At 72.2% G+C, this 25,394-nt stretch carries 26 protein-coding genes; 10 read left to right on the top strand and 16 right to left on the bottom strand.

Annotated elements, in window-relative coordinates; all coding sequences use genetic code 11:
• Position 1 precedes the first annotated feature (1 nt).
• The 6 genes from BJ971_RS12495 to BJ971_RS12470 all read right to left on the bottom strand — a co-directional run bounded on the left by BJ971_RS12495 (position 2) and on the right by BJ971_RS12470 (position 5,093).
• Complete coding sequence (locus BJ971_RS12495; RefSeq protein ID WP_184992689.1) at positions 2-1,396, bottom strand: cytochrome ubiquinol oxidase subunit I; 1,395 nt, start codon at positions 1,394-1,396, stop codon at positions 2-4.
• Positions 1,397-1,666: 270 nt separating this feature from the next.
• Positions 1,667-2,131 (bottom strand): PNPOx family protein, encoded by a 465-nt coding sequence (locus tag BJ971_RS12490; RefSeq protein WP_203709071.1) that lies wholly within the window; start codon positions 2,129-2,131, stop codon positions 1,667-1,669.
• A 35-nt stretch (positions 2,132-2,166) separates the two neighbouring features.
• Positions 2,167-2,556, bottom strand: a complete 390-nt coding sequence (locus BJ971_RS12485) for a VOC family protein (RefSeq protein WP_184992687.1) — start codon at positions 2,554-2,556, stop codon at positions 2,167-2,169.
• Positions 2,553-3,278, bottom strand: a complete 726-nt coding sequence (locus BJ971_RS12480) for an arsenate reductase/protein-tyrosine-phosphatase family protein (RefSeq protein ID WP_239087127.1) — start codon at positions 3,276-3,278, stop codon at positions 2,553-2,555. The genes BJ971_RS12485 and BJ971_RS12480 overlap by 4 nt, the downstream gene beginning before the upstream one ends.
• A gap of 19 nt (positions 3,279-3,297) precedes the next feature.
• Positions 3,298-3,966 carry a response regulator gene (locus BJ971_RS12475; RefSeq protein WP_184992683.1) on the bottom strand — a complete coding sequence of 223 codons (669 nt, stop codon included), beginning with the start codon at positions 3,964-3,966 and terminating at the stop codon, positions 3,298-3,300.
• Positions 3,963-5,093, bottom strand: coding sequence for a sensor histidine kinase (locus BJ971_RS12470; protein ID WP_184992682.1), 1,131 nt, complete (start codon positions 5,091-5,093; stop codon positions 3,963-3,965). Before BJ971_RS12470 ends, BJ971_RS12475 begins: the two co-directional genes overlap by 4 nt.
• Before the next feature lie 194 nt (positions 5,094-5,287).
• Here BJ971_RS12470 and BJ971_RS12465 point away from each other — a divergent pair, with 194 nt between their 5' ends.
• Positions 5,288-5,671: a DUF6223 family protein gene (locus tag BJ971_RS12465; protein WP_184992681.1), complete on the top strand. Its 384-nt coding sequence runs from the start codon at positions 5,288-5,290 to the stop codon at positions 5,669-5,671.
• Positions 5,672-5,673: 2 nt separating this feature from the next.
• Here the strand turns inward: BJ971_RS12465 and BJ971_RS12460 are convergent, their stop codons facing one another.
• Positions 5,674-6,459: a TetR/AcrR family transcriptional regulator gene (locus BJ971_RS12460; protein WP_184992680.1), complete on the bottom strand. Its 786-nt coding sequence runs from the start codon at positions 6,457-6,459 to the stop codon at positions 5,674-5,676.
• Positions 6,460-6,521: 62 nt separating this feature from the next.
• Between BJ971_RS12460 and BJ971_RS12455 the strand changes: the two genes are divergently transcribed.
• Both BJ971_RS12455 and BJ971_RS12450 read left to right on the top strand, forming a co-directional pair.
• Positions 6,522-7,334 (top strand): ABC transporter ATP-binding protein, encoded by an 813-nt coding sequence (locus BJ971_RS12455; RefSeq protein WP_184992679.1) that lies wholly within the window; start codon positions 6,522-6,524, stop codon positions 7,332-7,334.
• Positions 7,331-8,125: an ABC transporter permease gene (locus BJ971_RS12450; RefSeq protein ID WP_184992678.1), complete on the top strand. Its 795-nt coding sequence runs from the start codon at positions 7,331-7,333 to the stop codon at positions 8,123-8,125. The genes BJ971_RS12455 and BJ971_RS12450 overlap by 4 nt, the downstream gene beginning before the upstream one ends.
• 8 nt (positions 8,126-8,133) lie before the next feature.
• Here the strand turns inward: BJ971_RS12450 and BJ971_RS12445 are convergent, their stop codons facing one another.
• Positions 8,134-8,829 carry a phosphotransferase gene (locus BJ971_RS12445; protein WP_184992677.1) on the bottom strand — a complete coding sequence of 232 codons (696 nt, stop codon included), beginning with the start codon at positions 8,827-8,829 and terminating at the stop codon, positions 8,134-8,136.
• Between the two features lie 338 nt (positions 8,830-9,167).
• Between BJ971_RS12445 and BJ971_RS12440 the strand changes: the two genes are divergently transcribed.
• Positions 9,168-10,178: a TerC/Alx family metal homeostasis membrane protein gene (locus BJ971_RS12440; protein WP_184992676.1), complete on the top strand. Its 1,011-nt coding sequence runs from the start codon at positions 9,168-9,170 to the stop codon at positions 10,176-10,178.
• A 30-nt stretch (positions 10,179-10,208) separates the two neighbouring features.
• On the opposite strand, the gene BJ971_RS12435 is transcribed toward BJ971_RS12440, so the two are convergent.
• The 3 genes from BJ971_RS12435 to BJ971_RS12425 form a co-directional block, all read right to left on the bottom strand.
• The gene (locus BJ971_RS12435) at positions 10,209-11,579 is read right to left on the bottom strand and encodes a permease prefix domain 1-containing protein (protein WP_184992674.1); all 1,371 of its coding nucleotides are present in this window, start codon (positions 11,577-11,579) and stop codon (positions 10,209-10,211) included.
• Positions 11,576-11,950: a PadR family transcriptional regulator gene (locus BJ971_RS12430; protein ID WP_184992672.1), complete on the bottom strand. Its 375-nt coding sequence runs from the start codon at positions 11,948-11,950 to the stop codon at positions 11,576-11,578. The genes BJ971_RS12435 and BJ971_RS12430 overlap by 4 nt, the downstream gene beginning before the upstream one ends.
• A gap of 71 nt (positions 11,951-12,021) precedes the next feature.
• Complete coding sequence (locus tag BJ971_RS12425; RefSeq protein ID WP_184992671.1) at positions 12,022-12,711, bottom strand: Pr6Pr family membrane protein; 690 nt, start codon at positions 12,709-12,711, stop codon at positions 12,022-12,024.
• A gap of 224 nt (positions 12,712-12,935) precedes the next feature.
• Between BJ971_RS12425 and BJ971_RS12420 the strand changes: the two genes are divergently transcribed.
• Entirely contained in the window at positions 12,936-15,236 is a 2,301-nt protein-coding gene (locus BJ971_RS12420) for an isoamylase (RefSeq protein WP_184992670.1), read from the top strand.
• Between the two features lie 20 nt (positions 15,237-15,256).
• Here the strand turns inward: BJ971_RS12420 and BJ971_RS12415 are convergent, their stop codons facing one another.
• Together BJ971_RS12415 and BJ971_RS12410 are read right to left on the bottom strand one after the other, a co-directional pair.
• On the bottom strand, positions 15,257-16,318 hold the full coding sequence (locus BJ971_RS12415; protein ID WP_184992669.1) for a hypothetical protein: 1,062 nt from the start codon (positions 16,316-16,318) through the stop codon (positions 15,257-15,259).
• A complete protein-coding gene (locus tag BJ971_RS12410) occupies positions 16,319-16,987 on the bottom strand; it encodes a hypothetical protein (protein WP_184992668.1) in 669 nt (222 codons plus the stop codon). It abuts the gene before it with no gap.
• A 205-nt stretch (positions 16,988-17,192) separates the two neighbouring features.
• On the opposite strand from BJ971_RS12410, the gene BJ971_RS12405 reads away from it, so the two are divergent.
• Genes BJ971_RS12405 through BJ971_RS12385 form a run of 5 tightly spaced genes read left to right on the top strand, consistent with a single transcriptional unit; the run spans position 17,193 to position 22,141 of the window.
• On the top strand, positions 17,193-18,110 hold the full coding sequence (locus tag BJ971_RS12405; RefSeq protein WP_184992667.1) for an STM4015 family protein: 918 nt from the start codon (positions 17,193-17,195) through the stop codon (positions 18,108-18,110).
• Positions 18,110-19,189, top strand: coding sequence for an STM4014 family protein (locus tag BJ971_RS12400; protein ID WP_184992666.1), 1,080 nt, complete (start codon positions 18,110-18,112; stop codon positions 19,187-19,189). The genes BJ971_RS12405 and BJ971_RS12400 overlap by 1 nt, the downstream gene beginning before the upstream one ends.
• On the top strand, positions 19,177-19,974 hold the full coding sequence (locus BJ971_RS12395; RefSeq protein WP_184992664.1) for an STM4013/SEN3800 family hydrolase: 798 nt from the start codon (positions 19,177-19,179) through the stop codon (positions 19,972-19,974). Before BJ971_RS12400 ends, BJ971_RS12395 begins: the two co-directional genes overlap by 13 nt.
• Positions 19,971-21,275: an STM4012 family radical SAM protein gene (locus BJ971_RS12390; protein ID WP_184992662.1), complete on the top strand. Its 1,305-nt coding sequence runs from the start codon at positions 19,971-19,973 to the stop codon at positions 21,273-21,275. The genes BJ971_RS12395 and BJ971_RS12390 overlap by 4 nt, the downstream gene beginning before the upstream one ends.
• Entirely contained in the window at positions 21,272-22,141 is an 870-nt protein-coding gene (locus BJ971_RS12385) for an STM4011 family radical SAM protein (protein ID WP_184992660.1), read from the top strand. Before BJ971_RS12390 ends, BJ971_RS12385 begins: the two co-directional genes overlap by 4 nt.
• 148 nt (positions 22,142-22,289) lie before the next feature.
• On the opposite strand, the gene BJ971_RS12380 is transcribed toward BJ971_RS12385, so the two are convergent.
• From BJ971_RS12380 to BJ971_RS12370, 3 genes are all read right to left on the bottom strand, one after another.
• Positions 22,290-22,703: a nitroreductase/quinone reductase family protein gene (locus BJ971_RS12380; RefSeq protein ID WP_184992658.1), complete on the bottom strand. Its 414-nt coding sequence runs from the start codon at positions 22,701-22,703 to the stop codon at positions 22,290-22,292.
• 294 nt (positions 22,704-22,997) lie between these two features.
• Positions 22,998-24,551, bottom strand: coding sequence for an OmpA family protein (locus BJ971_RS12375; RefSeq protein WP_239087134.1), 1,554 nt, complete (start codon positions 24,549-24,551; stop codon positions 22,998-23,000).
• A 275-nt stretch (positions 24,552-24,826) separates the two neighbouring features.
• Entirely contained in the window at positions 24,827-25,354 is a 528-nt protein-coding gene (locus BJ971_RS12370; RefSeq protein ID WP_184998808.1) for an NUDIX domain-containing protein, read from the bottom strand.
• Positions 25,355-25,394: the final 40 nt, after the last annotated feature.

Genomic DNA, 25,394 nt, shown 5'->3' with positions numbered 1-25,394 from the left:
CTCAGTAGGCGAAGGCTAGCGGGCGGTCGGCGTCCTCCAGGTCGGGCGGCGGCGGCAGTTCCGGCGCTCCGGCTCCGGCGTACTTGAGGAAGAGGCCGACCTCGACGACCGCGAGGACGCCGTAGAGCAGGGTCAGGACGATCAGTGAGGTGGCCGCCTCCGCGGTGCTGACCGAGGGCGAGCCGCTCTCGAAGGTCTTGAAGACGCCGAAGACCGTCCACGGCTGCCGGCCCATCTCCGTGAAGATCCAGCCGAACGAGTTGGACAGCAGCGGCATGAAGATGGTGGCGACGGCGGAGTACCACAGCCAGCGGCTCGTCGGTGTCCGGCCGCCGCGCACGGCCCAGAGCGCCGCCGCCGCGACAAGCATGGCGAGCAGGCCGAAACCGATCATCAGGCGGAACGACCAGTAGGTGATCGGCACGTACGGCACGTAGTCGCCCGGGCCGTACTTCTCGGCGTACTCCTGTTGCAGGTTGTTGATCCCCTCGACCGTGCCGGAGGGGCTGCCGGTGGCCATGAAGGAGAGCACCCCGGGTATCCGGACGCTGGCCACCTCCTCGCGCCCGTCGAGGGAGCCGATGGTGAACAGGGAGAAGCTCGCCGGCTCGGACGTCTCGTAGAGCGCCTCCGCCGCGGCCATCTTCATCGGCTGCTGCTCGGTCATGATCCGGGCCTGGAGGTCGCCGGTGATCATCACGCCGACGCCGGCGACCAGTACCACCCAGGCGCCGAGCTTGAGGCTGGGCCGGAAGACGTCCTCCTGGTGGCGCTTGCGCAGGTGCCAGGCGCTGACCGCGAGCAGCACCGCGCCCGCGGTGAGGAAGCACGCGGTGATCGTGTGCGGGAAGGTCACCAGCGTGGTGGAGTTGGTCAGGACCGCGCCGATGCTGTTCAGCTCGGCGCGCCCGGTCTCGGTGTTGATCTCGTAGCCGACCGGGTGCTGCATCCACGAGTTGGCGGCCAGGATGAAGTACGCGGACAGCATGGTGCCGATCGCCGCGATCCAGATCGTGGCGAGGTGCAGCCGCTTCGGCAGGCGGTCCCAGCCGAAGATCCACAGCCCGAGGAACGTCGACTCCAGGAAGAACGCCAGCAGGCCCTCGATGGCCAGCGGCGCGCCGAAGATGTCGCCGACGAAGCGCGAGTAGTCGCTCCAGTTCATGCCGAACTGGAACTCCTGCACGATGCCGGTGACCACGCCCATCGCGAAGTTGATCAGAAAGAGCTTGCCCCAGAATTTGGTCGCCCGCAGATAGTGCTCCTTGCCGGTGCGCACCCAGGCGGTCTGGAGCGAGGCAACCAGCACCGACATCCCGATGGTGATCGGCACGAAGATGAAGTGATAGACGGTGATGATGCCGAACTGCCAGCGGGCAAGATCGAGCGCGTCCACGGAGAGGTCCTTTCCACGAATGTGCTCGAGTCTGCGGAGCACCGGCGCGGCGGTTCAGGGCCGAAGGTCCCGGCCCGCGAGGACCGAGGACCCGCGTACGGCGTCCTAGGAACCTGGCCCGGTTTCTTCGTCATCGACCGGGGGCTCGATGCGGTGCAGCGCCTACTGTGCACGATCTCCGCAGGTCAGGGCGGGGCCTTTCGCCACTTCCACACGCCCGGATGACCGCAGCCGTCCGCCCGGCTCGGGAGCGGGCGGCGCGGGGTCCGCTCAGCGCAGCGTCAGCCGGAAGACCCTCGCGCCGGCCGCCCACGCCGAGCGCAGGTCGTCCCGGTCCGGATCGCCGTCCCCGTCGAGGCCGATCTTGTTGAACTTGGCGAAGTTGTGATTGTCCCTCGCGATCACGGCGTAGTTCTCGACCACCGCCGCCTCGTCGGCCAGGACGGTGACGTCGGCCAGGCGCCGCTCGCCCTTGAAGCGGACCTCAACCGGCTCGCCGGTCCGCAGGTTCTTTCCCCAGGCGAACGGCGACCCGATCAGCAGGGCGCCCTCGTGCGGGGTGTAGGCGACCGGCACGGTGTAGCGCCTGCCGGACTTGCGGCCCACCACGTAGAGCGTGATCAACCGCCGTCCGACCACTCGCGACAGGAACGGCACGCGCAACAGCCCGCGGACGAACCGGTTGGCCACGCCTTGCAGGGCCATGGTCTCGGCCCGGCCCGAATCGTTTGTCATGCGACGACCTTCCCCACGCTGCCCTGCGAACGAGGCTATACCGCCGGCTGGAAGAGTTCGACGGGGTTGCCGGCCGGGTCGTCCAGGACGATCTGCCGGCCGCCGGGCCCGCTGACCACCTCGCTGCGGAACTCGACCCCGGCCGCGCGCAGCCGGTCCACCTCGGCCGCGATGTCGTCGACGAGCAGGTGGATGCGGTTCCAGCCGCCGGGGTGCGGCGTGCGGCCGTCGGGCATCGGCCGCCCCGCCGAGCTGGCCGGTCCGGACAGCAGCAGCCGCAGGTTGCCGCGGCGCACGTCGGCGAAGGCGGGCGGGAAGGCCGGGCCGGCGGTGAAGCCCAGGTGGGTGAGGTAGAAGTCGACCGCGGCCTGAACGTCGTCCACCAGGTAGCGGACGTTGACGGTGTCCTCGGTGGGGCTGGTCATGATGCCTCCGGTGGTTGTCGAGCGGCGATGCGGTGCAGCAGGAACTCGATGCGGGTGCCGAGCTCGGCCGCGGTCCGCGCGAAGGCGGGCAGGCCGTCCGGGTCGCGCGCCGGGTCCGGAATGCTCCAGTGCACCGCCGGCGGGTGGCCCGGGAACTCGGGACAGATCTCCCGCACCCGGTCGCACAGGGTGATGACGTGGTCGAAATGCCGGCCGGCCAGCTCGTCGAAATGCTTCGGGCGGGCGGTGCCGAGCTCGGGAAAGAGCTCCATCGCGTACGCATGGAGGGGTTTGGGGTGGCTCCCGGCGCTGTGTGCCTCGACGGCCGGGCCGGCGGCGCGCCGGAGCAGCGCCTCGGCCATCTGCGAGCGGGAGCTGTTTCCGGTGCACAGGAACAGCACGCTCGCCCGCACCGGCGACGGCGGGGACGGCTGGGCCATCCGCAGCGCGGGGTGCAGCGCCGCGCCGGTCGCGGCGAGCAGCTCGCCGCAGCGCGCGAGGTCGAGGCGGTAGAACGTGTCGCGGCCGTCGGCGGTGCTGCGGCGCGCGCCGACCAGCTCCGCCTTGCGCAGCCGGCCCAGGTGGTAGGAGACCAGGCTCTGCGGCTGATCGAGCAGGGCGGTCAGCTCGTGCACCTGCCGGTCACTGGTGGCCAGCTCGCTCAACAGCCGCCACCGGACCGGATGGCCGGCGGCGTGCAGGAAGATCGGCGGATCGACCATTCCCCGACGATACATCAAATCAATTTGATGGAACATCGGGAACCACCAGACCCGACTCGTAGGCGGCGACGACCAGCTGCGCCCGGTCGCGGGCGTGAAGCTTGGCCATTGCCCGGTTGACGTGCGTCTTCGCGGTCATCGGGCTGATCACCATCCGGGCCGCGATCTCCTCGTTGGACAGACCCTGCGCGACCAGGGCCACGGACTCGCGTTCGCGCGCGGTCAGCACCGCGAGGCCCGCGCCGGAACCGGCCCGCAGCGGCCGGCTGACGAACCGGTCGATCAGCTTGCGGGTGATCGACGGGGCGAGCAGCGCGTCACCGCGCGCCGCGACGCGCACCGCGTGCAGCAGGTCCTCCGGCACGATGTCCTTGACGAGGAATCCGGCGGCGCCGGCGCGCAGCGCGTCGAAGACGTACTCGTCCATGCCGTAGTTGGTCAGGATGACGACGTGCACGCCGGCCAGGTCCGGGTCCGCGGCGATGCGCCGGGTCGCCTCGATGCCGTCGACGACCGGCATCTGGATGTCGATCAGGGCGATGTCGGGCAGGTGCTCCCGGGCCAGGGCGACGCCCTGTCCCCCGTCGGCGGCCTCGGCCACCACCTCGATGTCGTCCTCCAGGTCGAGCAGCGCGCGGAATCCGCTGCGGATCAGCGGCTGGTCGTCGACAATCAGGACGCGGATCACGACGTACGGTCCACCGGCAGCTCGGCCTCGACGGTGAAGCCGCCACCGCCGCGCGGCTCGGTCCGCAGGCGGCCGCCGAGGGCGGTGACCCGCTCGCGCATCCCGAGCAGCCCGACGCCCGGCACCGGTGCGGTGTCCGGTGTGGCCCGGCCGTCGTCGTCCACCCGTACGGCGAGGGCGCCGGGGCGGAAGTCGATCCGGACCGACGCGGTCGCGGCGCCCGCGTGGCGGGCGACGTTGGTGAGCGACTCCTGGACGATCCGGTAGACGGTCCGGTCCACCGCGGCCGGCACGTCGGGCCGCCGCCCCTCGATGGTCAGCGTCGCGTCCAGGCCGATGGTGCGCGCCCGCTCCACCAGCTCCGGCACCTGGTCGAGCCCGCGCGGCGGGGTCGCGTCGTCGTCGCGCAGCGCCTCGAGGGTCGCGCGCAGCTCCCGGGTCGCCTCCCGCCCGGCCTGCTGGATCGCCAGCAGCGCGTCCGGCACCTGCTCGCCGCGCCGGCGTGCCACGTGCACGGCGACGTCGGCCTGCAACCGGACGATCGAGATCTGATGGGTGAGCGAGTCGTGCAGCTCCCGCGCGATCCGCAGCCGCTCCTCGTCGGCGCGGCGCCGCGCGGTCTCCTCCCGGGTCCGCTCGGCCTCCTCCGCACGCCGCTCGGCCTGCCGCAGCGCCTCACCCGCGGCGCCCGCCGCGATCAGCCAGGCCAGCTCGAGGGCGCCGCGGGCGCGCGCGAACGCCTCGCCCGTGTCGTGCAGGCCCGAGGCGAGGGCCGCGAGCGGGAGCGCGGCGAGCATGGCGACGCTCACCGCGACCGTGACGGCGCGGTGCCCGGCCCGCACCGCGGCGTAGACCGCGAACAGGTACGCGACGGCGGGAACGTCGAAGCCCGCGGCCTGATAGCCCGCCGCGCACAGCCCGGTGACGACAAGCACGGTGACCGGCGCCCGGCGGCGCGCGGCGAGCGCCAGCCCGCCGGCCGGCAGGAGCAGGTAGCCGAGCAGGCCGGCGCCGGTGGCGGAGTCGCCGCCGGACACCCCGGTGAACAGCAGCGTCGCGGCCACGCCGACGGCGATCGCCCAGTCGACCGCGACGGCCCGGCCTGAGCCGGTGGTTGGCTCGCCCATGCGCGCACCCTAACCGGATGCCGCCGCGGGCGAATCCCGCCGACGTGGCAGTCGCGACTACCGCGCCCGCGGTATGCCCCCGATTCCTGCGGCGCACGCGGCAGTCCGAAGTGCCTCCCACCGCACGACGACCGGCGGCCCGCGCGGCGCGATGCTCAAGCCTCATCCCGAGCTCATCGGCAAGAGGAGACGACATGAGCCCATCAGGAGCCTCGGCGGCCCTGTCAGGTCTGGCGCTGTTCACCACGCCGGTCGCCGCCGGTGTCACCGGCATGAGCGCGGGGCGGCTCGGCGCCCTCGCGGCCGCCGCGCTGGGCCTGGCCGGCGCGGTACTCGGCGCTCTGGCGCTGGCCCGCCCGGCCGGCCGGTTCGGCACCGCCTCCGGGCGGCTCGCGGTGATCGTCGCGCTGGCGGCGGGGCTCGGCGGCATGGCGCTCGGCGCGGTGGTGGTGGCCACGGCCGACGGCGGGATCGGCACCGGGAACGGACTCGGCGGCGCGATCGTGGCGCTGGTGGTCGGGCTGATCGCGGTGGTGCTCGGCGGGCTGGCCCTGGCCCGGTCCCGCCGCACCGGCTGACCTCAGCGGATCACGGGCGCCCTGGTCCCGATGAGCGCGGCCACGCCCTCGAGCAGCCGGTCGAGCCCGAAGGCGTAGGCGTGCTCGGGGTTGTGCGCGGCCTGGTGCGCCTGCCCGGCCGCCTCGCCGACCCGCGCCGCGACCGGGAACCGGGCGGGATCGAAGACCTCCGCGACCAGCGGCTGGACCCGTTCCCACCACTGCTCGTCGCTGATGCCGGTGCGCCGTACGGCCCGGTCGGCCTCGATCCGGCGGCGGGCGACGCCCTCGACGTGGGTGTGCACGAGGGTGATGACGGCGTCCATCTCGACGTCGGTCAGGCCGATGCCGTCGATCACGCTGAGCTCCCGCTCGTACTTGGCGATCGCGTGCGGGCCCAGCGGCGGGCGCCCGGTGAACACCTGGAGCACCCACGGATGGCGCAGGTAGAGGTCCCAGCTCGCCTCCGCGACCCGGCGCAGCCCGTCCGCCCAGCCCAGGTCGCCGACCGGCCCGAGCTGGTCCACCGCCTCGGCGTAGACCTGGTCGAGCATGACCTCGACCAGCTCCTCCCGCGAGGCGATGTAGGTGTACAGCGACATCGTGCCGACGCCCAGCGACTCGGCGACCCGGCGCATGGACAGCGCGGCGAGGTCCTGGTCGCCGTCGGCGAGCTCGACCGCGGCGGCGACCACCTGCGGCGTGGTCAGGGTGTGCTTGGGCCCGCGCCGCGGCATCGGCCGGATGCCCCACAGCGTGGCGATCGTGCGCGCCGGGTCGCCACCGCCGGTGAGCTCAGTCTCCGCCATGGATCACATCCTACTGAATTCTCTCCGTACGCCCTACGAAGTCTCGTGTTACCCTTCTCCGTATGGCATACGGAGAAAGCACCGACTGGGCGATACAGGCCATCGGCCTGCGCAAGCGATACGGGGACCGGACGGCGCTCGACGGCTTCGACCTGAACGTGCGGCCGGGCACGGTGTGCGGCCTGCTCGGCCCGAACGGCGCCGGCAAGACCACGGCGGTGCGGATCCTGACCACCCTGCTCCGCCCGGACGCCGGCCGGGCGTTCGTCGACGGCCACGACGCCCTCGCCGACCCGCGCACGGTGCGCTACCGGATCGGCCTGGTCGGCCAGAACGCGTCGGTCGACGAGATCCTCAGCGGCCGCCAGAACCTCGTCATGTTCGCGAAGCTGTACCACCTGCCCACGGCACAGGCCCGCCGCCGCGCGGACGAGCTGCTCGAACGCTTCGATCTGACCGAGGCCGCCGGCCGGTCCGTCGCCGAGTACTCCGGCGGGATGCGCCGCCGGCTCGACCTGGCCACCAGCCTGCTCCTGGCCCCGCCGGTGCTGTTCCTGGACGAGCCGACCACCGGCCTCGACCCGCGGGCCCGGATCGAGGTCTGGGCCGCGATCCGCTCGCTCGTCGGCTCCGGCACCACGGTCCTGCTCACCACCCAGTACCTGGAGGAGGCCGACCAGCTCGCCGACCAGATCGTGCTCATCGACGCCGGCCGGGTCGTGGCCGAGGGCACCCCCGACGAGCTCAAGGCCAGGGTCGGCCCCGACCGGGTCGAGACCGTCACCCGCAAACCCACCCTCGACGAGGTCTTCCTCCAGCTCACCGGCCGCCCCGCCACCACGACCACCGCACAGAACCCGGAGCCGGCAGCATGACGACTCTCTCCCCCGCCACAAGCCTGCGCGACACCGCCACCCTGACCGGTCGCGTACTGCGGCACTGGCAGCGCAGCCCCGTGACGATCCTCATCGGCCTGCTGTTCCCGGTGCTGATGGTGCTGATGTTCGGCTACCTCTTCGGCGGCGCCATGGCCGTGCCGGACGGCGACTACATGGACTTCCTGATCCCGGGCATGCTGGCGATGACCATGCTGTTCGGCCTGGAGGCCATGGTCATCGCCGTCACCACCGACACCGCCAAGGGCGTCACCGAACGCATCCGGGCCATGCCGGTCACCACCACGGCGATCCTCGCGGGCCGCAGCGCGGCCGACCTGCTCAACGCCGTCGTCGGCCTCGCCGTCATGGTCCTGACCGGACTGCTCGTCGGCTGGACGGCGCACCGCGGCCTGCCGCTGACCCTCGCCGCCCTCGGGCTGCTGGTCTGGCTGCGGTTCGCGTTCACCTGGATCGGCATCTACCTCGGACTGCTGCTCAAGACCCCGGAATCCGCGGTATCCGTGCAGATCCTGGTGTGGCCGGTCGGATTCCTCTCCAGCGCCTTCGTCTCACCCGGGACGATGCCCGGCTGGCTCGGCACCATCGCCGCGTGGAACCCGCTGTCCGCCACCGCGACGGCGATCCGGCAGCTGTTCGGCAACCCCGACTGGAACGCGCACGGCTGGCCGACCGAGCACGCGGTCGCCCTCGCCCTGATCTGGCCCGCCCTGCTCACGGCGATCTTCCTACCCCTGGCCGCCCGCCGGTACCGCGCGCTGAGCCGCTGAGGCGGCCCTCAGCCGCGGGCGATCCGGGTGCCGAAGCGTGACATCCAGGTCAGCAGGTCGTCGAAGACCTGTTCGGCGCCGCGCAGGCCCGCGGCGCGATGGTGGTCACGGGCCCGGTGGAAACGCGCGGTCAGGGCTTCGACGACCGCGGCGGGCGTGACGCCGCCGTAGGTGTCACACATCAGCCGGGTCCGGCGTGCCTGGTCGGCCACGGCGACGCCGGCGTCGGTCAGGTCCACGAAGCCCCACACCGCCTGCGCGAAGTCGTCCACCCGGCGGCCCGGGCCGACGTCGTCCTCGAAGTCGATGATGGCGATCGCCCGCTCGCCGTCGAACACGGTGTTGTGCGGGCCCAGGTCGCCGTGGCAGACGATCTCCTGGTCCTCGCGCAGCGGTGTGGCGGCCGTCGCGTCGTGGAAGGCACGGATCAGCTCGGTCGCGCTGCGGATCCGGGCGTCCGAGAGCCGGTGCGGGCCCTCGCCGGCGGGCACCTCGCCCTCGATGAACGTCAGGATCTGCCGGCCGCGCTCGTCATAGCCCAGCGGGCGCGGCACCCCGGCGAAACCGGCGCCGGCGAGCTGCCGGAGGAGCTCATCCACGTACGCGGAACGGTCGTGCCGCGGTCGCCGCATCGTGTCGCCGAGGCGTACGGGGCGGGCCGCGAGCCGGGCGGCCAGCAGCGCCCGCTCAGCGGACCCCGTCACCCGGCTTGTGCCGGTAGTACGGGGGCGTCAAGGCGGCCATGGCGATCAACAGGCTGAGTATCAGCAGCGTGCCGAGCACGATGTCGAGAAGCATGGCGGGCCTCCCCTCCGTTCCATGGTCACGCTGCGTGTCCGGCCGCGTCAACCGGTTCGATGGGATACCCGCACCTGCTGGCCGGAACCCGCCCGGAAGGCCTAGTCTGCCCGGTGAGGGGAGTACCTCCGGGCGGGAGCGTCGCGGTCATCACGGGCACCCCTAGTTGCCTTCGTGCGCTCGCCCGCCGATCCACGGCGGGTGAGGGAGACCTCGGACGATTCCATCGGCCCGAGGAGCGCCCGTGCACTCCGGATTGTTCGTCGCCAACCCGCTGCCGTCGGTGGCGTCGCCCCGGCTCTGGGCCATCACGATCGCGGCCCTGCTGATCCTGCTCTGCGTCGACTTCGTCATCACCCGGCGACCGCACGACGTGCTGATCCGCGAGGCGGTCGCCTGGTCCGTGTTCTATCTGGCGCTGCCGGCCCTGTTCGGCCTGATCCTCTGGCAGGTGTACGGCGACGCCCCGGCGGTCTCGTTCTACACCGGCTACGTCGTGGAGAAGTCGCTGTCGGTGGACAACCTGTTCGTGTTCATGCTGCTGCTCGCCGCCTTCGCGGTGCCGTCGGCGCTGTCGCAGCGGGTCCTGCTGTACGGCATCGTCGGCGCCCTGGTGCTGCGCGCGGTGTTCATCGCGGCCGGCGCGGCCGTGCTGCAGACCGGCACCTGGGCGTTCCTGCTGTTCGGCGCGGTGCTGTTCGCCACGGCGGTCAAGGTGCTGCGCGACGCCCGGCGCGGCGAGCAGCCCCGGGTCGACATCGACCGGATGCTCGGCGTACGCATGCTGCGCCGGGTCATGCCGGTCGACGGCCGGTACCACGGCACCCGCCTGACCGTGCGGGGGAACGGCCGCCGGGCGCTGACACCGATGGCCCTGGTGGTCGTCGCGGTGTTCATGACCGACATCGTGTTCGCGGTCGACTCGGTGCCCGCCGTGTACGGCGTGACCGACGACCCGTACCTGGTCTTCGCCACCAACGCCTTCGCCCTGCTCGGCCTCCGGGCGCTGTATTTCGTGCTGCGCGACGTCCTCGGCCGGCTGCGCCACCTCAACTACGGCCTCGCCGTCATCCTGGGCTTCATCGGCGCCAAGCTGGTCCTGCACTGGGCACACGGCGTCTGGCCTCAGGTGCCCGACGTGCCGACCGTGCTCTCGCTGGGCGTCATCCTCGCGACCCTGGCGGCGGTGACGGTCACCAGCCTCGCCGCCGACCGCCGGGAGCGACGCGCCCAGCCGGCTTCCGCTCTCGGGTAGGGCGCCACGATCGGCGCCCTACCCGGCGGATCAGGCGTAGTCGAACAGCGGCGGGAAGACCAGGACCACGGCCCAGGCCCAGGCGGCGAACACCGGGAGGTAGCCGGTCTGCCAGCGCTCGAGCGCCTCGAACGGCGTACGCCGGCGAACGAGCTTCAGCAGCAGCCACGCCGAGCCGGCGAGGTTGACCAGCAGGATGATGTTCTCGCCGAGCGCCGCCGTCTTGTTCGGCGTGGTGCCGTACTCGGAGATGCGCCCGATGATCTCCAGCAGCACCAGCACGTCGACGGCGAGCGCGCTCGCCACGAGCGCGAGCTGGAGCCGGTCGAACACGCCGGGCGGGGCCAGCGGATCGCGGGCCGACATCGTGTAGAGCATCAGCCCCAGCACGACGACAAGCAGCAGGTTGAACAGGATCAGCGCCTCGCGCTCGACGTCGATGCCGGTGCTGGTCACCAGGACCGCGGCGAGGAAGGCGAGCAGGACGGCGGTGAACAGCGGGGTGAACAGCCGCGTGAGCACCGGGGCGATGTTCTCGACAACGCTCTGCTTGGCCTCGACGAGCCAGCCGGCCACCACGACCGCGGCGACCGCGCCGCAGGGCAGCAGCCACTGCGAGATGAACACCTCGGGGTCCATCCCGATCGCGTTGAACGTGCCAGCCGTGAAGGCGGTCAGGACGCCGCCGCCGAGGGCGATGAGGACGAAGTAGACGAACCATTCGCCGGTGAAGCGGATGAAGTCCATCCGTCTTCGCGACGAGCGCCACTCCTCGGAGACGTAGGCGAGCCCCACCACCAGCCAGAGGGCGATCGGCAGGTGGATGCTGGTGATCACCAGCGACTGCGACTCCTCGCCGAGCGGGTAGACGTTGGCCGCGACGGCGCCGAGCACGAACAGGGCGGCCAGCGCGGCGATCATCGTGCGCCCGGCCTGCCGGCGCCAGGCGAGGAAGCCCGCCAGCCAGGTCAGCGCGAACAGGCTGAAGTTGCGCGCGTAGAACGAGCCGTCCTGGTCGAAGTCCAGCCCGAACAGCGCCGGCAGCTTGACGGAGACCGCGGCGCCGGCCGCGCAGGCGACCAGGGCCCACAGGTCGCGGCGCGACCCACCGCCGGCCGGGTCCTGGTCCGCGCCGGTCAGCACCAGTTGCTTCCACAGCCGCTCGGAGTGCTCCCGGGCGAACTCGCGGGACAGCTCGTCGAGGCTGCCCATCCGCTTGACCGCGACCAGGAACGCCTCGTCCGCGCTCAGGCCGGCGGCGACCAGAGCGTCGACGGAACCGCGGAGGTGGTCCTCGAGCTCGTCGGCGTCGGACGCCTGCAACTCCCGGCGACGCTCCACGTACTGGCGCCACTGCGCGAACTGCGCCTCGAGCTCGTCCTGACCGTGCTGCGCCGTCATGCCCCGGCCTCACACGTGAGCCCCGGCAGCGGGCCGAGCTCGCCCATGCCGTGCCAGACGCCCTTGAGCGTGTCGACGACCGTGTCCCACTGGCGGCGCTGCTCCGCGAGCTCGGCAAGGCCCGTTCCGGTGATGCGGTAGTACTTGCGGCGCCGCTCGCCGGTGACCGTCTGCCAGCTCGACTCCACGTGCCCGAGCCGCTCCAGCCGGTGCAGCAGCGGGTAGAGCAGGCCCTCGGTCCAGTCCAGCTCACCGCCGGACAGCTCGTTGATCCGTTTGAGGATGGCGTAGCCGTAGCTCGCCTCCTCCGCCAAGATGCCCAGCACCATCGGCACCGCCGAGGCTGCCACCAGATCCTTCGCGACCTTCATCGATTCACCCCGCCCATACCCTAGTACTGGAATGCATAGTACTGGAAGGTATTAGGGCCGGGCAACGGATGCTAGGGGGAAGGCACCGGCAGCTCCGCGGCCTCCTCGGCGACCGGCGGCGCGGCGGGCGCCGGGCGGCGCCCCCGCAGCCGATCGATCAGCAACAGGATCGCGCCGAGGCCCGCGAAGATCACGGCGAGCCGCACGAACTGGCCCGCCACCCACCCGTACCCGTGTGAAGTGGGGTTCAGGAAGAAGTAGGGGTATCGGTCGGAGACCGTCGGGATCGCGACCGCGCGCAGCACCGACGCGACGCCGTAGCCGAGCGGGAACAGGATCCACAGCCACAGATCGCGCCACGGCGACACGCGGCGCGGGCCGAACGCGATCCAGTCGATGAGCACCAGCGCCGGCACGGCGTAGTGCACCAGGAACCGCGACCAGTTGGTCACCTGCTCCGCCGGGTCGCCGGCCACCAGCCCGGGCAGCGGGTTGGCGCCGCCCTCCAGCATGAAGTGCGAGATCAGTCCGGTGATGAGGATCCAGAGGGTGACCGCGCCGCGCAGCCGGGGCGCCGCCGGCTCGACGGCGTTCCGCCGGACCATCCAGTACAGGACCCCGCTGAAGTAGCCCAGCGTGATCAGGTTGCTCTGCGTGGTGTAGTACGCGATGCGGTACTGATCGGCGAGGAGCCCGACCAGCCCCGAGCCGACGATGAGCACGCGCAGCCACAGCTGCGGCCGGAGCCAGATCCTCGCCATGGGCAGGAACCGTACAGCGCGGCCCCACATCCGGCCAGATAGACGGCCTTCACAACATCTGCAAGAGGTTGCAACTCATCAGCGCTGGTCAGCGGCCATTCGACGAATCGATCGTTAACATCGATGACTTCGGATGGTAGCTTCTTGGAAACATTGCAAGGTCTTGCACAGATCATCCCCGGCTTTTCCTCGTATCACCCCCGTCCCGCGAGGAGGTCTTCGCAATGCATCCCCGCTTGCGCCTGTTGCTGGTCACCGTCGTCGCGGTCCTGGCGGCCGGCGTCATCTCCGCACCGTCCGCCCGCGCCGCCATCGACGCACAGAGCCTCGGCGCGCGCCGGAACGCCGCCGCCGGCACCATCACGTTCCGGGTCTACTCGGCGACCGCCACCCGGATCGCCGCCTACGTGTACAGCGCCGCCACCGGCGCGCAGGAGAACGTCAGCTACGTCCTGACCGAGAACAGCGACACCTTCTCCGCGACGGTCACCGTCGCCGACCTCGCCGCGCACGGCGTCACCGGCACCGTCTACTACGGATACCGCGCCTGGGGACCGAACTGGCCGTACAACAGCGCCTGGACCAAGGGCTCGACCGCCGGGTTCATCTCCGACGTCGACTCCGCCGGCAACCGCTTCAACCCCAACAAGCTCCTGATCGACCCGTACGCGAGGGAGATCAGCCACGATCCGCGCACGCCGGGCCACACCGATGCGAGCGGGTACCGCTCCGGCGCCAACCGCGCGGCCGACACCGGCACGTTCGCGCCCAAGGGCATCGTCCTGACCCCGGCCACCGGCGGATCCGGCACGAAACCCACCCGGGCCTTCAAGGACGACATCGTGTACGAGGTGCACCTGCGTGGCCTCACCAGGAACGACACCTCGATCGCGGCGGCGTACCGGGGCACCTACCGGGGCGCCGGGCTCAAGGCCGCCTACCTCGCGTCGCTCGGCGTGACCGCGGTCGAGTTCCTGCCGGTACAGGAGACCCAGAACGACACCCACGACGTCGAGCCGACAAGCACCGCCGGGGACAACTACTGGGGTTACATGACCCTCAACTACTTCGCGCCCGACCGCCGCTACTCCTCCGACAAGTCGCCCGGCGGGCCGACCGCGGAGTTCCAGGCCATGGTGAAGGCATACCACGACGCGGGCATCAAGGTCCTCATCGACGTCGTCTACAACCACACCGGCGAGGAGGGTCCGCAGGGCGACAAGAACACCTACAACCTGTTCTCGTGGCGCGGCCTGGACAACCCCACCTACTACTCGCTGACCGGCGACCGGCAGGGCCCGTGGGACAACACCGGCGTCGGCGGCAACTACAACACCGCCAACCCGGTCGCGCAGAACCTCATCGTCGACTCCGTCGCCTACTGGAAGAACACGCTCGGCGTCGACGGGTTCCGGTTCGACCTGGCGTCCGTGCTCGGCAACACCTGCCAGCACGGCTGCTTCAACTACAACCGCACGGCCACCGGCACCGCACTCAACCGCCTCGTCGCCGAGATGCCGGCCCGGCCGGCCGCCGGCGGCTCCGGCGTCGACTGGATCGCCGAGCCGTGGGCCATCGGCGGCAACAGCTACCAGGTCGGCAACTTCCCGGCCGGCTGGTCGGAGTGGAACGGCATCTACCGCGACACCGTGCGCCGCGACCAGAACAAGCTGGGCGTCGACGCGGTCACCCCGGGCGACCTCGCCAACCGCTTCGCCGGCTCGTCCGACCTGTACGGAGACGACGGCCGCCGCCCGTGGAACTCGATCAACTTCGTGGTCGCCCACGACGGCTTCACCCTCAAGGACCTCTACTCCTGCTCGGCCAAGAACAACGACCAGGCCTGGCCGTACGGGCCGTCCGACGGCGGCTCGGACGACAACATCTCCTGGAACCAGGGCGGGGTCGCCGGCGACCAGCGCAAGGCGGCCCGCAACGGCCAGGCGCTGCTCACGCTGTCGGCCGGCACGCCGATGATGACCGGCGGCGACGAGCACCTGCGCGGGATCAACTGCAACAACAACCCGTACAACGTCGACTCCAGCGCCAACTGGCTCGGCTGGGCGCCCGACGCCAACCAGGCGAACTTCGCGACCTTCACCGGCCGGCTGCTCGCGTTCCGCAAGGCGCACCCGGCCCTGCGACCGGCGAACTTCTACACCGCCTCGGACACCAACGGAAACGGCCTCGGCCAGCTCGTCTGGTTCACCCCGGCGGGCACGACGCCGGACGCCGCGTACTGGGCGGACGCGAACAACCACGCACTGGCCTGGCGCATCGACGGCAGCGAGTTCGGTGACTCCGCGCCGGGCATCTACGTCGCGTACAACGGCTGGTCCGGAGACGTCACCTTCACCCTGCCCGCACCGCCGTCCGGGAAGCAGTGGTACAGGGTGACCGACACGTCCACCTGGGCGGAGGGACCCGACCAGGTCGCCGCGCCGGGCGGCGAGACGCTCATCGGCGGTGCCTCCACCGCGTACGCGCTGCGCGCACGCGGCCTGCTCCTGCTCATCGCCAAGTAGGCCGGCCGGCCCTACCCGGGTCACTGCTCCGGGTAGGGCAGCTCGCTCTCGCCGGGGGTGAACTCCACCCGCACGGAGTCGTCGACGGGAATGACGATCATGCGGTCATTGCGGCCGATGCCGTCCGCCCGGGACCAGGTGCTGGAGATGACGAGCAGGCCACGTGGGGTCTGTACGAACAGGCGCAGGCCGTCGCAGCGGAGCCGGAACGCCTGGTTCCTCCCGCGTACCGGCTTGCAGCGGCCGACCGGAGCAAGACCGAGATCGTGCTCGGAGAAGACCACGACACCGCGGCGCTCGTCGAGCCGGGCGGCCGTCAGCTCCGCCTCGTCGACTCCCACGGCACGCGCGTACTCGTCGGTCGCCGCGAAGAGCCCGGCAGCGCCGAACAGACCGACGAACACGACCAGGAGGCTGCGCAGCCACGCCGGTTCGGCCGTACTCCGCCGCGCCGGACGCAGGTAGGAGACCGCGTAGAGGAGGAACGCCAGGCCGAACGCGAGCGCGGTGTCGCGCGCGACGAACGGCGCGCGCAGGACGTATGCCGCGGTGGGCGCCGCCGCCGCGTCCGCCAGCACCAGCGCGCACGCCAGCAGCGGTGCGGCCGACCGGCCGCCGCCGCGCGGCCCGCCGGGGCGGAACGCGAGGCCGGCCAGGACCGCGCCGACGGCCGCCGCCCACGCCGCCTGCGCCGCAGGCGACACCCCGCCCAGGAGCTCGTTGACCGGGGCGCCCCACCAGACCAGGCACAGGAACGCGCCCAGCACGGCGACGCCGCCGCCGATGTACCTGCCGGCCGGCAGCCGCCGGCGTCGCCACGCGAACCGGTGCAGCACGATCAGGCCCAGGCACAGCGCGACGATGAGCTGGATCATGTGGTACACCGGCGCCGAACTGCGCAGGACGTAATCCTGGACGCTGAACCCCAGGACGCTGTTCTCGACCCCGAAGTACTCCGCGTAGGTCTCCGTGCGCCGCCAGCCGAAGTAGAAGGCGAGCGTGGTGAGGCCGGTCGCCGACGCGGTGATCAGTCCGGCGACCTCGGCGACGTCGCGCAGCGTGGTGCTCTGGTCCTGCGGCACCTACTGCCCCCGGCCGGAGAGTTCCCCCTCGTCGTAACCCAGCCTTCGTAGCCACGGCAGGAACTCCGCGGGGATGTCGTCCACGGAGCAGACCGCACTCACGGACCGGCCGGTGCCCGACCTTCGCTGGGCCTCGTCGAGTTCCTTGCCGATCTGCGCGCAGGCCCGCTGGCGCCGCCGCTGCGCCTCGACCCAGTTGGCGATGGCCTCGCGGACCTCCGGCGGAACCGTCGCGGCGGGCACGGCGCGCTGCGGGCCGCCCGGTGCCGGCCGGTAGGTGTCACCCGGAGCCGGCGGTTCGACAACGACCACGCCGGGTGTCGTCGTCGGCTCGCCGGGCTCCGGCCGCACCACCTCCGCGTCGGCCGGCGGCTCGCCGGCGTCGGCCGTCTGTCCGAAGTCGACCGGTGCGGCCGGGGGTGGCGAGTAGGCGTCCACGATGTCCAAGGTCTGCTGCTGCACCTCGTCACGCTTCTCCTCCGCGGACGTCGCCTTCTCGAACGCCCTTCGCAGGCGCGGGGGCGCGTCGTCGGGCAGTACCAGCTCCCCACCGCGGCCGGCGTCGGACCCGCCGGAGCCGGCGTCTCCCGAGGACGGCCAGGTCCCGCTCGCACAGCCTCCTGCCAGGGCGAGCACCAGGACGCCGACCACCGGAAACATGACTCTCATTCATTGCCACTTTCTCGCGACCCGATAGGCAGAACAATCGTGACAGGTCACCGCAAATCGGCCGAACCCTATCGAGTGAATGACGCGATCGCGGGCGAGCTTGTCGGTGGGGGTGACCGGGCTACGTGGACCGTGGAAGTGTCGGTGCGGCTTGCTACCGTCTCGGCACTGTTCCGGAAGGTGTGCCAACGGCCGAGGGAGTCCCGTGACCATCAACCACTACCTGACGACGTTCGCGGGCCTGCCGGTCCTCGGAGCGCAGGAGCAGAGCCCGGCCGACCCGGCCGCCGTGACCTGGCGGCTGGAGATGGAGGACTTCGAGGCCGACCCGGAGGAGTTCGTCGCGGAGTTCGAGCGGTTGCTGGAGCGCACCGGGCCGGCCGGACCCACCGCGCTGATCATCGGTGAGTGGGGTTCGGCCTACGAGCGGGCCTTCCCGGTCGACCTGCTGGTCGGCAACGCCGCGCGGCTCGGCGGGCTGCGGGCGCTGTTCATCGGCGAGATGAGCTCCGAACAGTGCGAGATCTCGTGGATCCAGCAGGGCGACATCACCCCGCTGCTGGAGGCGTTCCCGGCGCTGGAGCACCTCTGGGTGCGCGGCGCGGAGGAGCTCGCGCTGACCCCGATGCGGCACACGGGCCTGCGCGAGCTGGTGCTCCAGTCCGGCGGGCTGCCGGCCACGGTGGTCCGGGCCGTCGGCGCCTGCGACCTGCCGAACCTGACGCACCTGGAGCTGTGGCTCGGCGTCGATCAATACGGCGGCGACGCGCGCGGCGACGACCTCGCCCCGATCCTGGCCGGACGGTCGCTGCCCGCGCTCACCCATCTCGGCCTGCGCAACGCGGAGATCGCCGACGAGGTCGCCGCGGCCGTCGCCGCCGCGCCGGTGGTCGCCCGGCTCACCGGGCTGGACCTGTCGCTGGGCGTGCTCGGCGACGCGGGCGCCGAGTCCCTGCTGACCGGCCAGCCGCTCACCCACCTCAAGACGCTCGACCTGAGCCACCACTTCATGTCGCCGGAGATCGCCCAGCGGCTGGTCGACGAGCTGCCGGGCGTCGCGGTCGACGTCTCGGACAAGCAGTCGGAGGAGCGGTGGGGACGGTTCACGGCGGTAGCCGAGTAGTGCGCCTCGCCGTCGTCGGCAACCCGGGCAACCGCCGGGTCGCCCTGTTCGCCGCGGCCGCGGAGCGGGCCGGGCTGCCCGCGCCCCGGGTCTATCCGTGGCGCGACGTGCTGCTCTCCGGGCGGGTTCCGGGGCCGGACGAGCTGGTGCGCGTCGATTCGCCCGGCGAGGACGCCGAGGTGGACCGGCTGCTCCGCGAGCTGGGCAGCGGCCGGCCCGCCGTGCCGGCCGGGCACGGGGAGATCCTCGGCACCGCGGCGGCGTTCGCGGGGCTGCGGGAGGCGCTCGGCCGGGTCGCGGCCGGCGGCGGGCGGCTGCTGAGCCGGCCCGCGGACATCCTGGCCATGACGGCGAAGCCACGCTGCCACGCCCTGCTGGCCGCGGCCGGCGTCGCGGTGCCGCCGGCCCTGCCGCCGGTGCACGGCTACGAATCGCTGCGCGCGGCGATGGCGGCGGCCGGCTGGAGCCGGGTCTTCGTGAAGCCCGCATACGGTTCGTCGGCGTCGGGCGTGCTGGCGCTGGCCGCCGGCGGGCGCCGCCGCGTCACGGCGGTCACCTCGGTCGAGCTGAGCGCGGGACGGATCTTCAACAACCTCCGGGTGCGCCGCTACGACGACGAGGCCTCGATCGCGGAGATCGTGGACCGGCTGGCACCGGACGGGCTGCACGTCGAGCGGTGGTACCCGAAGGCCGCCCTCGGCGGCCGGGTGCTCGACCTGCGGGTGGTCGTGATCGCCGGGCGGCCGCGGCACGTGGTGGTGCGGACCGGCCGGTCGCCGATGACCAACCTGCACCTCGGCAACGCCCGCGGCGACGTGGCGGCCGTGCGGGCCGCGGCCGGCGAGCAGGCCTGGCAGGCCGCGATGCGGACGTGCGCGCGCGCGGCCGCGTGCTTCCCCGGCACCCTGCACGCCGGCGTGGACCTGATGTTCCGGGCGCGGTGGGGCGACCACGCGGTGGCGGAGGTGAACGCGTTCGGCGACCTGCTGCCGGGCGTGCTCGCGGACCGGCTCGACACCTACGGCGCGCAGGTGGCCGCCGTCCTGGACGGCTGGGCGGGTGCGCCGTGCGCGACCTGATCGGCAGCCACGACCTGCTCATGGTCACCCTCGACACGCTGCGCTACGACGTGGCCGTCGAGTGCCTGGCGAGCGGGCGCACCCCGCGGCTGGCCAAGGTGCTGCCCGGCGGCGCCTGGGAACGCCGGCACACCCCGGCCAGCTTCACCTACGCGGCGCATCACGCGTTCTTCGCCGGGTTCCTGCCGACGCCCGTGACGCCCGGACCGCACGAGCGGATGTTCGCCGCCCGCTTCGACGGCAGCGAGACCAGCGGCGCGGGCACGTACGTCTTCGACGCCGCGGACCTGCCGGCCGGGCTGGCCGCCGCCGGCTATCACACGCTCTGCCTCGGCGGCGTCGGCTTCTTCAACCCGGGCGCTCCCCTGGGCCGGGTGCTGCCCGGCCTGTTCGCCGAGGCGCACTGGGAGCGGGCCTTCGGGGTGACCGCACCGGACTGCCTCGGCGCCCAGCTCGACCGGCTCGAGGCGGTCATCGGCACGCTGCCGGCCGCGCGGCCGCTGTTCACGTTCATCAACGTGGCGGCCCTGCACCAGCCGAACCGGCACTACGTCCCGGGCGCCGCCGAGGACGGCCTCGACACCCACGCCGCCGCCCTGGAATACGTGGACGGCATGCTCGGGCGCCTCTTCGCCCTCGCCTCCGGCCGGGGACGGCCCTGCCAGGTGATCATCTGCTCGGATCACGGCACGCTGTACGGCGAGGACGGTCACGTCGGCCACCGGCTCGCGCACGAGGCCGTCTGGACCGTGCCCTACGCCGACTTCATCCTGGAACCGTCGTGAGCCTCGACGACTCCCCCTACCAGGGCTACCTCTACGCGTACCCGCACAAGACCGCGTACTCCAGGCTGGAGCCCCGGCCGCCGCTGCGCGAGGTGTGGGCCGGCGAGCGGCAGGACGCACTCTTCGGGTACGTGCATCTGCCGTTCTGCGAGATGCGGTGCGGCTTCTGCAACCTGTTCACCCGGGCCAACCCGCCGGCCGAGCAGGTCACCGCGTACCTGGCCCAGCTGCGCCGGCAGGCCACCGTGGTCCGCGACAGCCTCTCGCCCGACGCCTCGTTCGCCCTGCTGGCGATCGGCGGCGGCACCCCGACCTACCTGACCGCGCCCGAGCTGGAGGAGCTGTTCGGGATCGTCGGCGACGCGTTCGGCACCGCCGCGGTCCCGCTGTCGGTGGAGACCTCGCCGGCGACCGCCACCCCGGACCGTCTCGCCGTGCTCGCCGCGCACGGCACCACCCGGGTCAGCATCGGCGTGCAGAGCTTCCTGGACGCCGAGGCGCGGGCCGCCGGCCGGCCGCAGCGCCTCGCCGAGGTGCACGCCGCGCTCGGGTCGATCCGCGACGCCCGGATCCCGGTGCTCAACGTCGACCTCATCTACGGCATCGACGGGCAGACCGCGCGGACATGGCAGCACTCCCTCGACGAGGCGCTGCGCTGGCGGCCCGAGGAGCTGTACCTCTACCCGCTCTACGTGCGGCCGCTGACCGGCCTCGGCCGGCGCGCACACGCCCGCGCCGACTGGGACCGCCAGCGCCTGGAGCTGTACCGCCAGGCGGTCGACGTGCTCACCGCCGCCGGCTACGTGCGGCACTCGATGCGCCAGTTCCGCCGCGCCGACGCGCCCACGCCGGCCGGGCCGGACTACTGCTGCCAGGACGACGGCATGGTCGGCCTCGGCTGCGGCGCCCGCTCGTACACCACGGACCTGCACTACTCGTTCGACTACGCGGTCGCCGTCTCCGAGGTCCGCGCGGTGCTCGACGACTACCTGCGCCGCCCCGCCGACGACTTCCGCTACGCGGAGATCGGCTTCCGCCTCGACGCGGTGGAGCAGCGGCGTCGCTGGCTGCTCAAGTCGCTGCTGCGCGCCGAGGGCGTGGACGCGAGCGCATACCGGGCGCGGTTCGGCACCGCCCACGACGCGGACTTCCCGCAGCTCGGCGAGCTGGTCGACCGCGGCTGGCTGGACGCGACCCGGACCACCCTGACCCCGGACGGGCTGGCACACTCCGACGCCGTCGGCCCGTGGCTGGTCTCCGGCCCGGTCCGCGAGGCGATGAAGGCCTACGTCCCGCGATGAACGACCTGTACGTCCTCTACCGCGGCCCCCTGGCGAGCTGCAACTACGACTGCCCGTACTGCCCGTTCGCCAAGCGGGTCGACCCGCCGGACCTGCTGCGCGCCGACCGGGCCGACCTGCGGCGCTTCACCGGCTGGGTGGAGGCGACCACCGACCGGCGGCTGTCGGTGCTGTTCACCCCGTGGGGCGAGGGCCTGACCCGCTCCTGGTACCGGGACGCCATCGTGCGCCTCTCCCACCTGCCGCACGTGGCCCGGGTCGCGATCCAGACCAACCTGGCCGCCCGCACCGGCTGGCTCGCCGCGGCGAACCCGCGGGTCGCGGCGCTGTGGGCCACCTACCATCCCGGCCAGGTGACCCGGGAACGCTTCCTGAGCCGCTGCCGCGACCTCGACGCCCTCGGGGTCCGCTATTCCGTCGGCGTCGTCGGCCTGCCCGAGCACCACGAGGAGGCCGTTGCCCTGCGGGCCGCGCTGCCGCCCACCGTCTACCTGTGGGTCAACGCCGCCGAGGGCCACACGTACACCGGCGAGGAGGAACGCCGGTGGACCGCCCTCGATCCACGGTTCGGCGACAGCGTCCGCCCGCACGAGTCCCTCGGCCGCCCGTGCCACGCCGGCGAGACGGCCATCTCGGTGCTGGGCGACGGTACGGTCCGCCGCTGCCATTTCATCCCGGCGCCGCTCGGCAACCTCTACGACGGGACGTGGCGCGCGGGCCTGCGGCCGCGCCCCTGCACCAACTCGTTCTGCGACTGCCACATCGGCTACGTGCACCTCAAACCACTGCGCCTACGCGACGTGTACGCCGACGGCCTCCTCGAACGCATCCCCGCGGCCTGGCCACTCACCGAGGACCCGCCATGAACCGCCGCACCGGTCCCGGGCAGCACCATCCGCGTGGCCGACGGCCTTCACCGGATCGCCTCGCACCGGGTTCGCGTGAGCGCGGCCTCGAGACTCTCTCAGCGACATCCGGCTCTCGGCAGTCGGGTGCCACGGCCGCGGCGTCGGCTCAACCGTTCCGTTCGAGGTCGATCCGGATGGTCAACGGGCTCGACCCCATCAGCCTGCCCAGCGCGGCGTCCCACTGGTACGGCAGGGTCCGCGAACGGGCGTGCGCGTCGTCGTCGGGGAGCACCACGGCGGTACCGGCACGCCACCTGTTCCCGATCTTCACCCGCACCGCCGGCCGGACCTGGAGGTTGCGAACGTAGTCCGACTGGGTGCCGTGCGCGGCGACCAGCCAGAACGTGTCGCCGACACAGCCGTTGCCGATCGGTGTGTGCCGCGGCAGCCCGGTCCGCCGGCCGGTCGTCTCAAGCAGGGCGAACGCACGCGGAGCAATCCCCTTACGCAGCGCGAACCGGGTCAAGCGGTTGTTGATCCGCTCGGCCGCCGTGACGATCCGGTACTTCCGCGAACGCATTGCAGCGGTTCTACCACAGCCGCCGCCGACGGGCGCCCGACCGCCGGTGCGGTACCAAGCTTGCCGTCTGACAAAACCAGCCACACCGCTTCACGGCCGGCGCTGTGGACACCATTCGACCCGTACGACTCGACACCGCCGGCACGCGCATACTCCCGGCCGCGCTGCGTCAGCTCCCGGCGTCCCGGTCCCGGGACGCCGGGTGCCCGTGTCGGCTGCGGCTCCGGTCGCACCCAGCTGCGGTCCCGGCGACCCCCGAGTTGCGTCCTGCGCGCGGGGGTGCGTTGCCGGTGGTCAGGTGATCGGGACGTCGGTGATGCGGAGGCGGTCGGGGACGTCGATGGTGACAGTCCGGGTGCCGGCGGGCGGGGCCGGGAACCACAGGGACAGGACCTGTTCGCCCTGCGGCGGGATCGCCTGGTTGAGCAGGCGGTCGCAGAGGCAGCGATGGCTGCCCGCCTTGATCTCGTAGTCGAGCCCGTAGGACGCGGTGTCGCCCTGCAGCAGCCGGACCCCGGCGGCGCCGTAGGGGGCGAACGGGTCGAACTCGTCGCGGACCGTGAAGACGCCTTGGCCGAGGAAGTCGAGGATCGTCGCCTTGCGGTCGCCGGTGTTGCGGGCCGTGAGATTCACCAGCAGGAACGGCCCCCGGACCGTCGCCGAGCCCGGCACGAAGCGGATCGTGCCGCGGTTCAGGGGCAGCGCGACCTCGACGCCGTCCGGCGCCTTACCCTGCTCGCCCTTGGTCTTGGGAAGGGCGACCGGCGCGACCGGGGCCGCCGGCGTCGTCGGCGTCACCGGCACCGTGCGCTTCTCGCGGAACGTGATGGTGACCCGGCGGTTCAGCGCGCGGTTCGCCGCCGAGTTGTTGGGCACGGCCGGCTCGGTCTCGCCCTTGGCCGCGACGGTCTTGGGCCAGTCGGCGTCGGGCAGCCGGCCGCGAAGAGCATCCGTGACGGCCTGTGCCCGCTGCCGCGAGAGAGTCTGGTTGTGTGCGGTGGAGCCGCTGCCGTCGGTGTGCCCGGTGACCGTCAGCGGCCCGGGCCCGGCGGCCGTCAGGTCGCCGGCCGCCGCGTCGATGGTCTTCGTGGCGCCGGGGGTGAGCTCGGCGCTGTCGAGGCGGAACAGCACGTCGGTGTCCAGGTTGATGTCGACCTGCTCGGGCGTGCGGCGGGTACGAAGCCCGACATCGAGCCGCTGCGTGTACGCGTCGAGCGCCGCCGCTTCCGCCGGGGCGGCGTCGGCAAGGTCGAGGGGATTCTGCACCCGGTTGGAGGCGTCGCGGCCGGCGGGTGGCGCCGGCACGGCTCCGGCGACGACGGGCACGTCGGTGAACACGCCGGCGTAGGGCAGCATCACGGAGAGCCGATCCACGTCGGCCGGCACCCCGCGGAACGCGGCCTGGAGCGGGCGGGTCTCGCCCGGCTTGAACAGCGTCAGGCCGGTGCAGACACAACCGCTGCCGGCGGGCTTCTTTGAGACCAGGTAGACCCGGCGCCCGGCCTCGTCCACGAGCCTCGGCGCGTCGAACGACGTGGAGAGAATCGTCGAGAAATGCCTGGTGACCACGGCGGCGCCGCCGCCACCGCTCGCGGACCTGTCGAGCGTCGTCTGGATCGTCAGGACGACCGCGTCCCCGGACCGGATCAGCGGTCCGACGCTCATCCGGAGCCGGTCCCCGGCAGCGTCGACGGACCGCGTCTGCACGGGACCGCCGTCCGAAGGGCCGACCGCCGACGGACCGCCGCTCGCCGCGGGTCGCCCGCCGGTTTTCTCCGGCGTGGCCGGGTCGTCGGTGCATCCGCCGACGGCCAGCATCACCAGTCCCGCGGTCGTCGCCGCTACCATCCGCCGCACTTGACCTCCCAAAACAGCCGACAACTGCGGGCCAGCCTAGAGGTCGATCACAAACCGGGCCGGGCTCACCGTCCCGGCCCCGAGCGGGCTCACGCCGTCCCGGATCAAGAGCATCGGACATCGCGGAAACCGCGCTCTCTGCGAGAAACCCCGACAAGATCGTCGAACGGGTCGATCCGGTAGACAGGGGCGCCCGGCCAAGCGCATCAACGACCGGCCCACCACAAGAAGGGCACCAAACCCCGCCGCACGGGTTGGAGCACAAGCTAAGCGGACCGCAGACGATGGAGAGTCAGCGCGGCCAGGGACGGCGCGTCCACGATCTGCCCGGTCCGGATCATCTCGGAGATCTCCGTGTCGCCGAACGCGCGATGAATCATGTCCTGCTCGCTCTCCTCCCGCTCAGGCACGCCCTCCTCAAGATCCGTCGCCAGGTAGACGTCGAACCCCTGCGTCGAGAAGCCGTACGCCTCGAACAGATGCCCCAGGTGCGTCATCGACCCGGCGCGCAGGCCGGTCTCCTCGGCCAGTTCCCGGCGCGCGAGGGCCGTCTGGTCGCCGACGGCATTCCGGCCCCAACTGCCCTGCGGGAACTCCCACGCCCGCCGCCCCACGGGATACCGGAACTGCTCCACCATCCAGAACCCTTCCCGATGGCGCGGCAGGACCAGGGCGAAGTCCGGCTTCTCCACCACCCCGAACACGCCGGGACTACCGTCCGCCCGCCTGATCTCGTCCTCCCTGACGGTCATCCACGGATTGCGGTACACCACGCGACTACTCACCCGCTCCATCAAGTGATCATCCCAACGCCATGCACCCGGCCGCCGCGGA

The sequence above is a fragment of the Amorphoplanes digitatis genome, from assembly GCF_014205335.1.
GTDB lineage: Bacteria > Actinomycetota > Actinomycetes > Mycobacteriales > Micromonosporaceae > Actinoplanes > Actinoplanes digitatus.
Note: the sequence above shows the minus strand (reverse complement) of the source record. Positions and strands in the feature narration are given on the sequence as shown.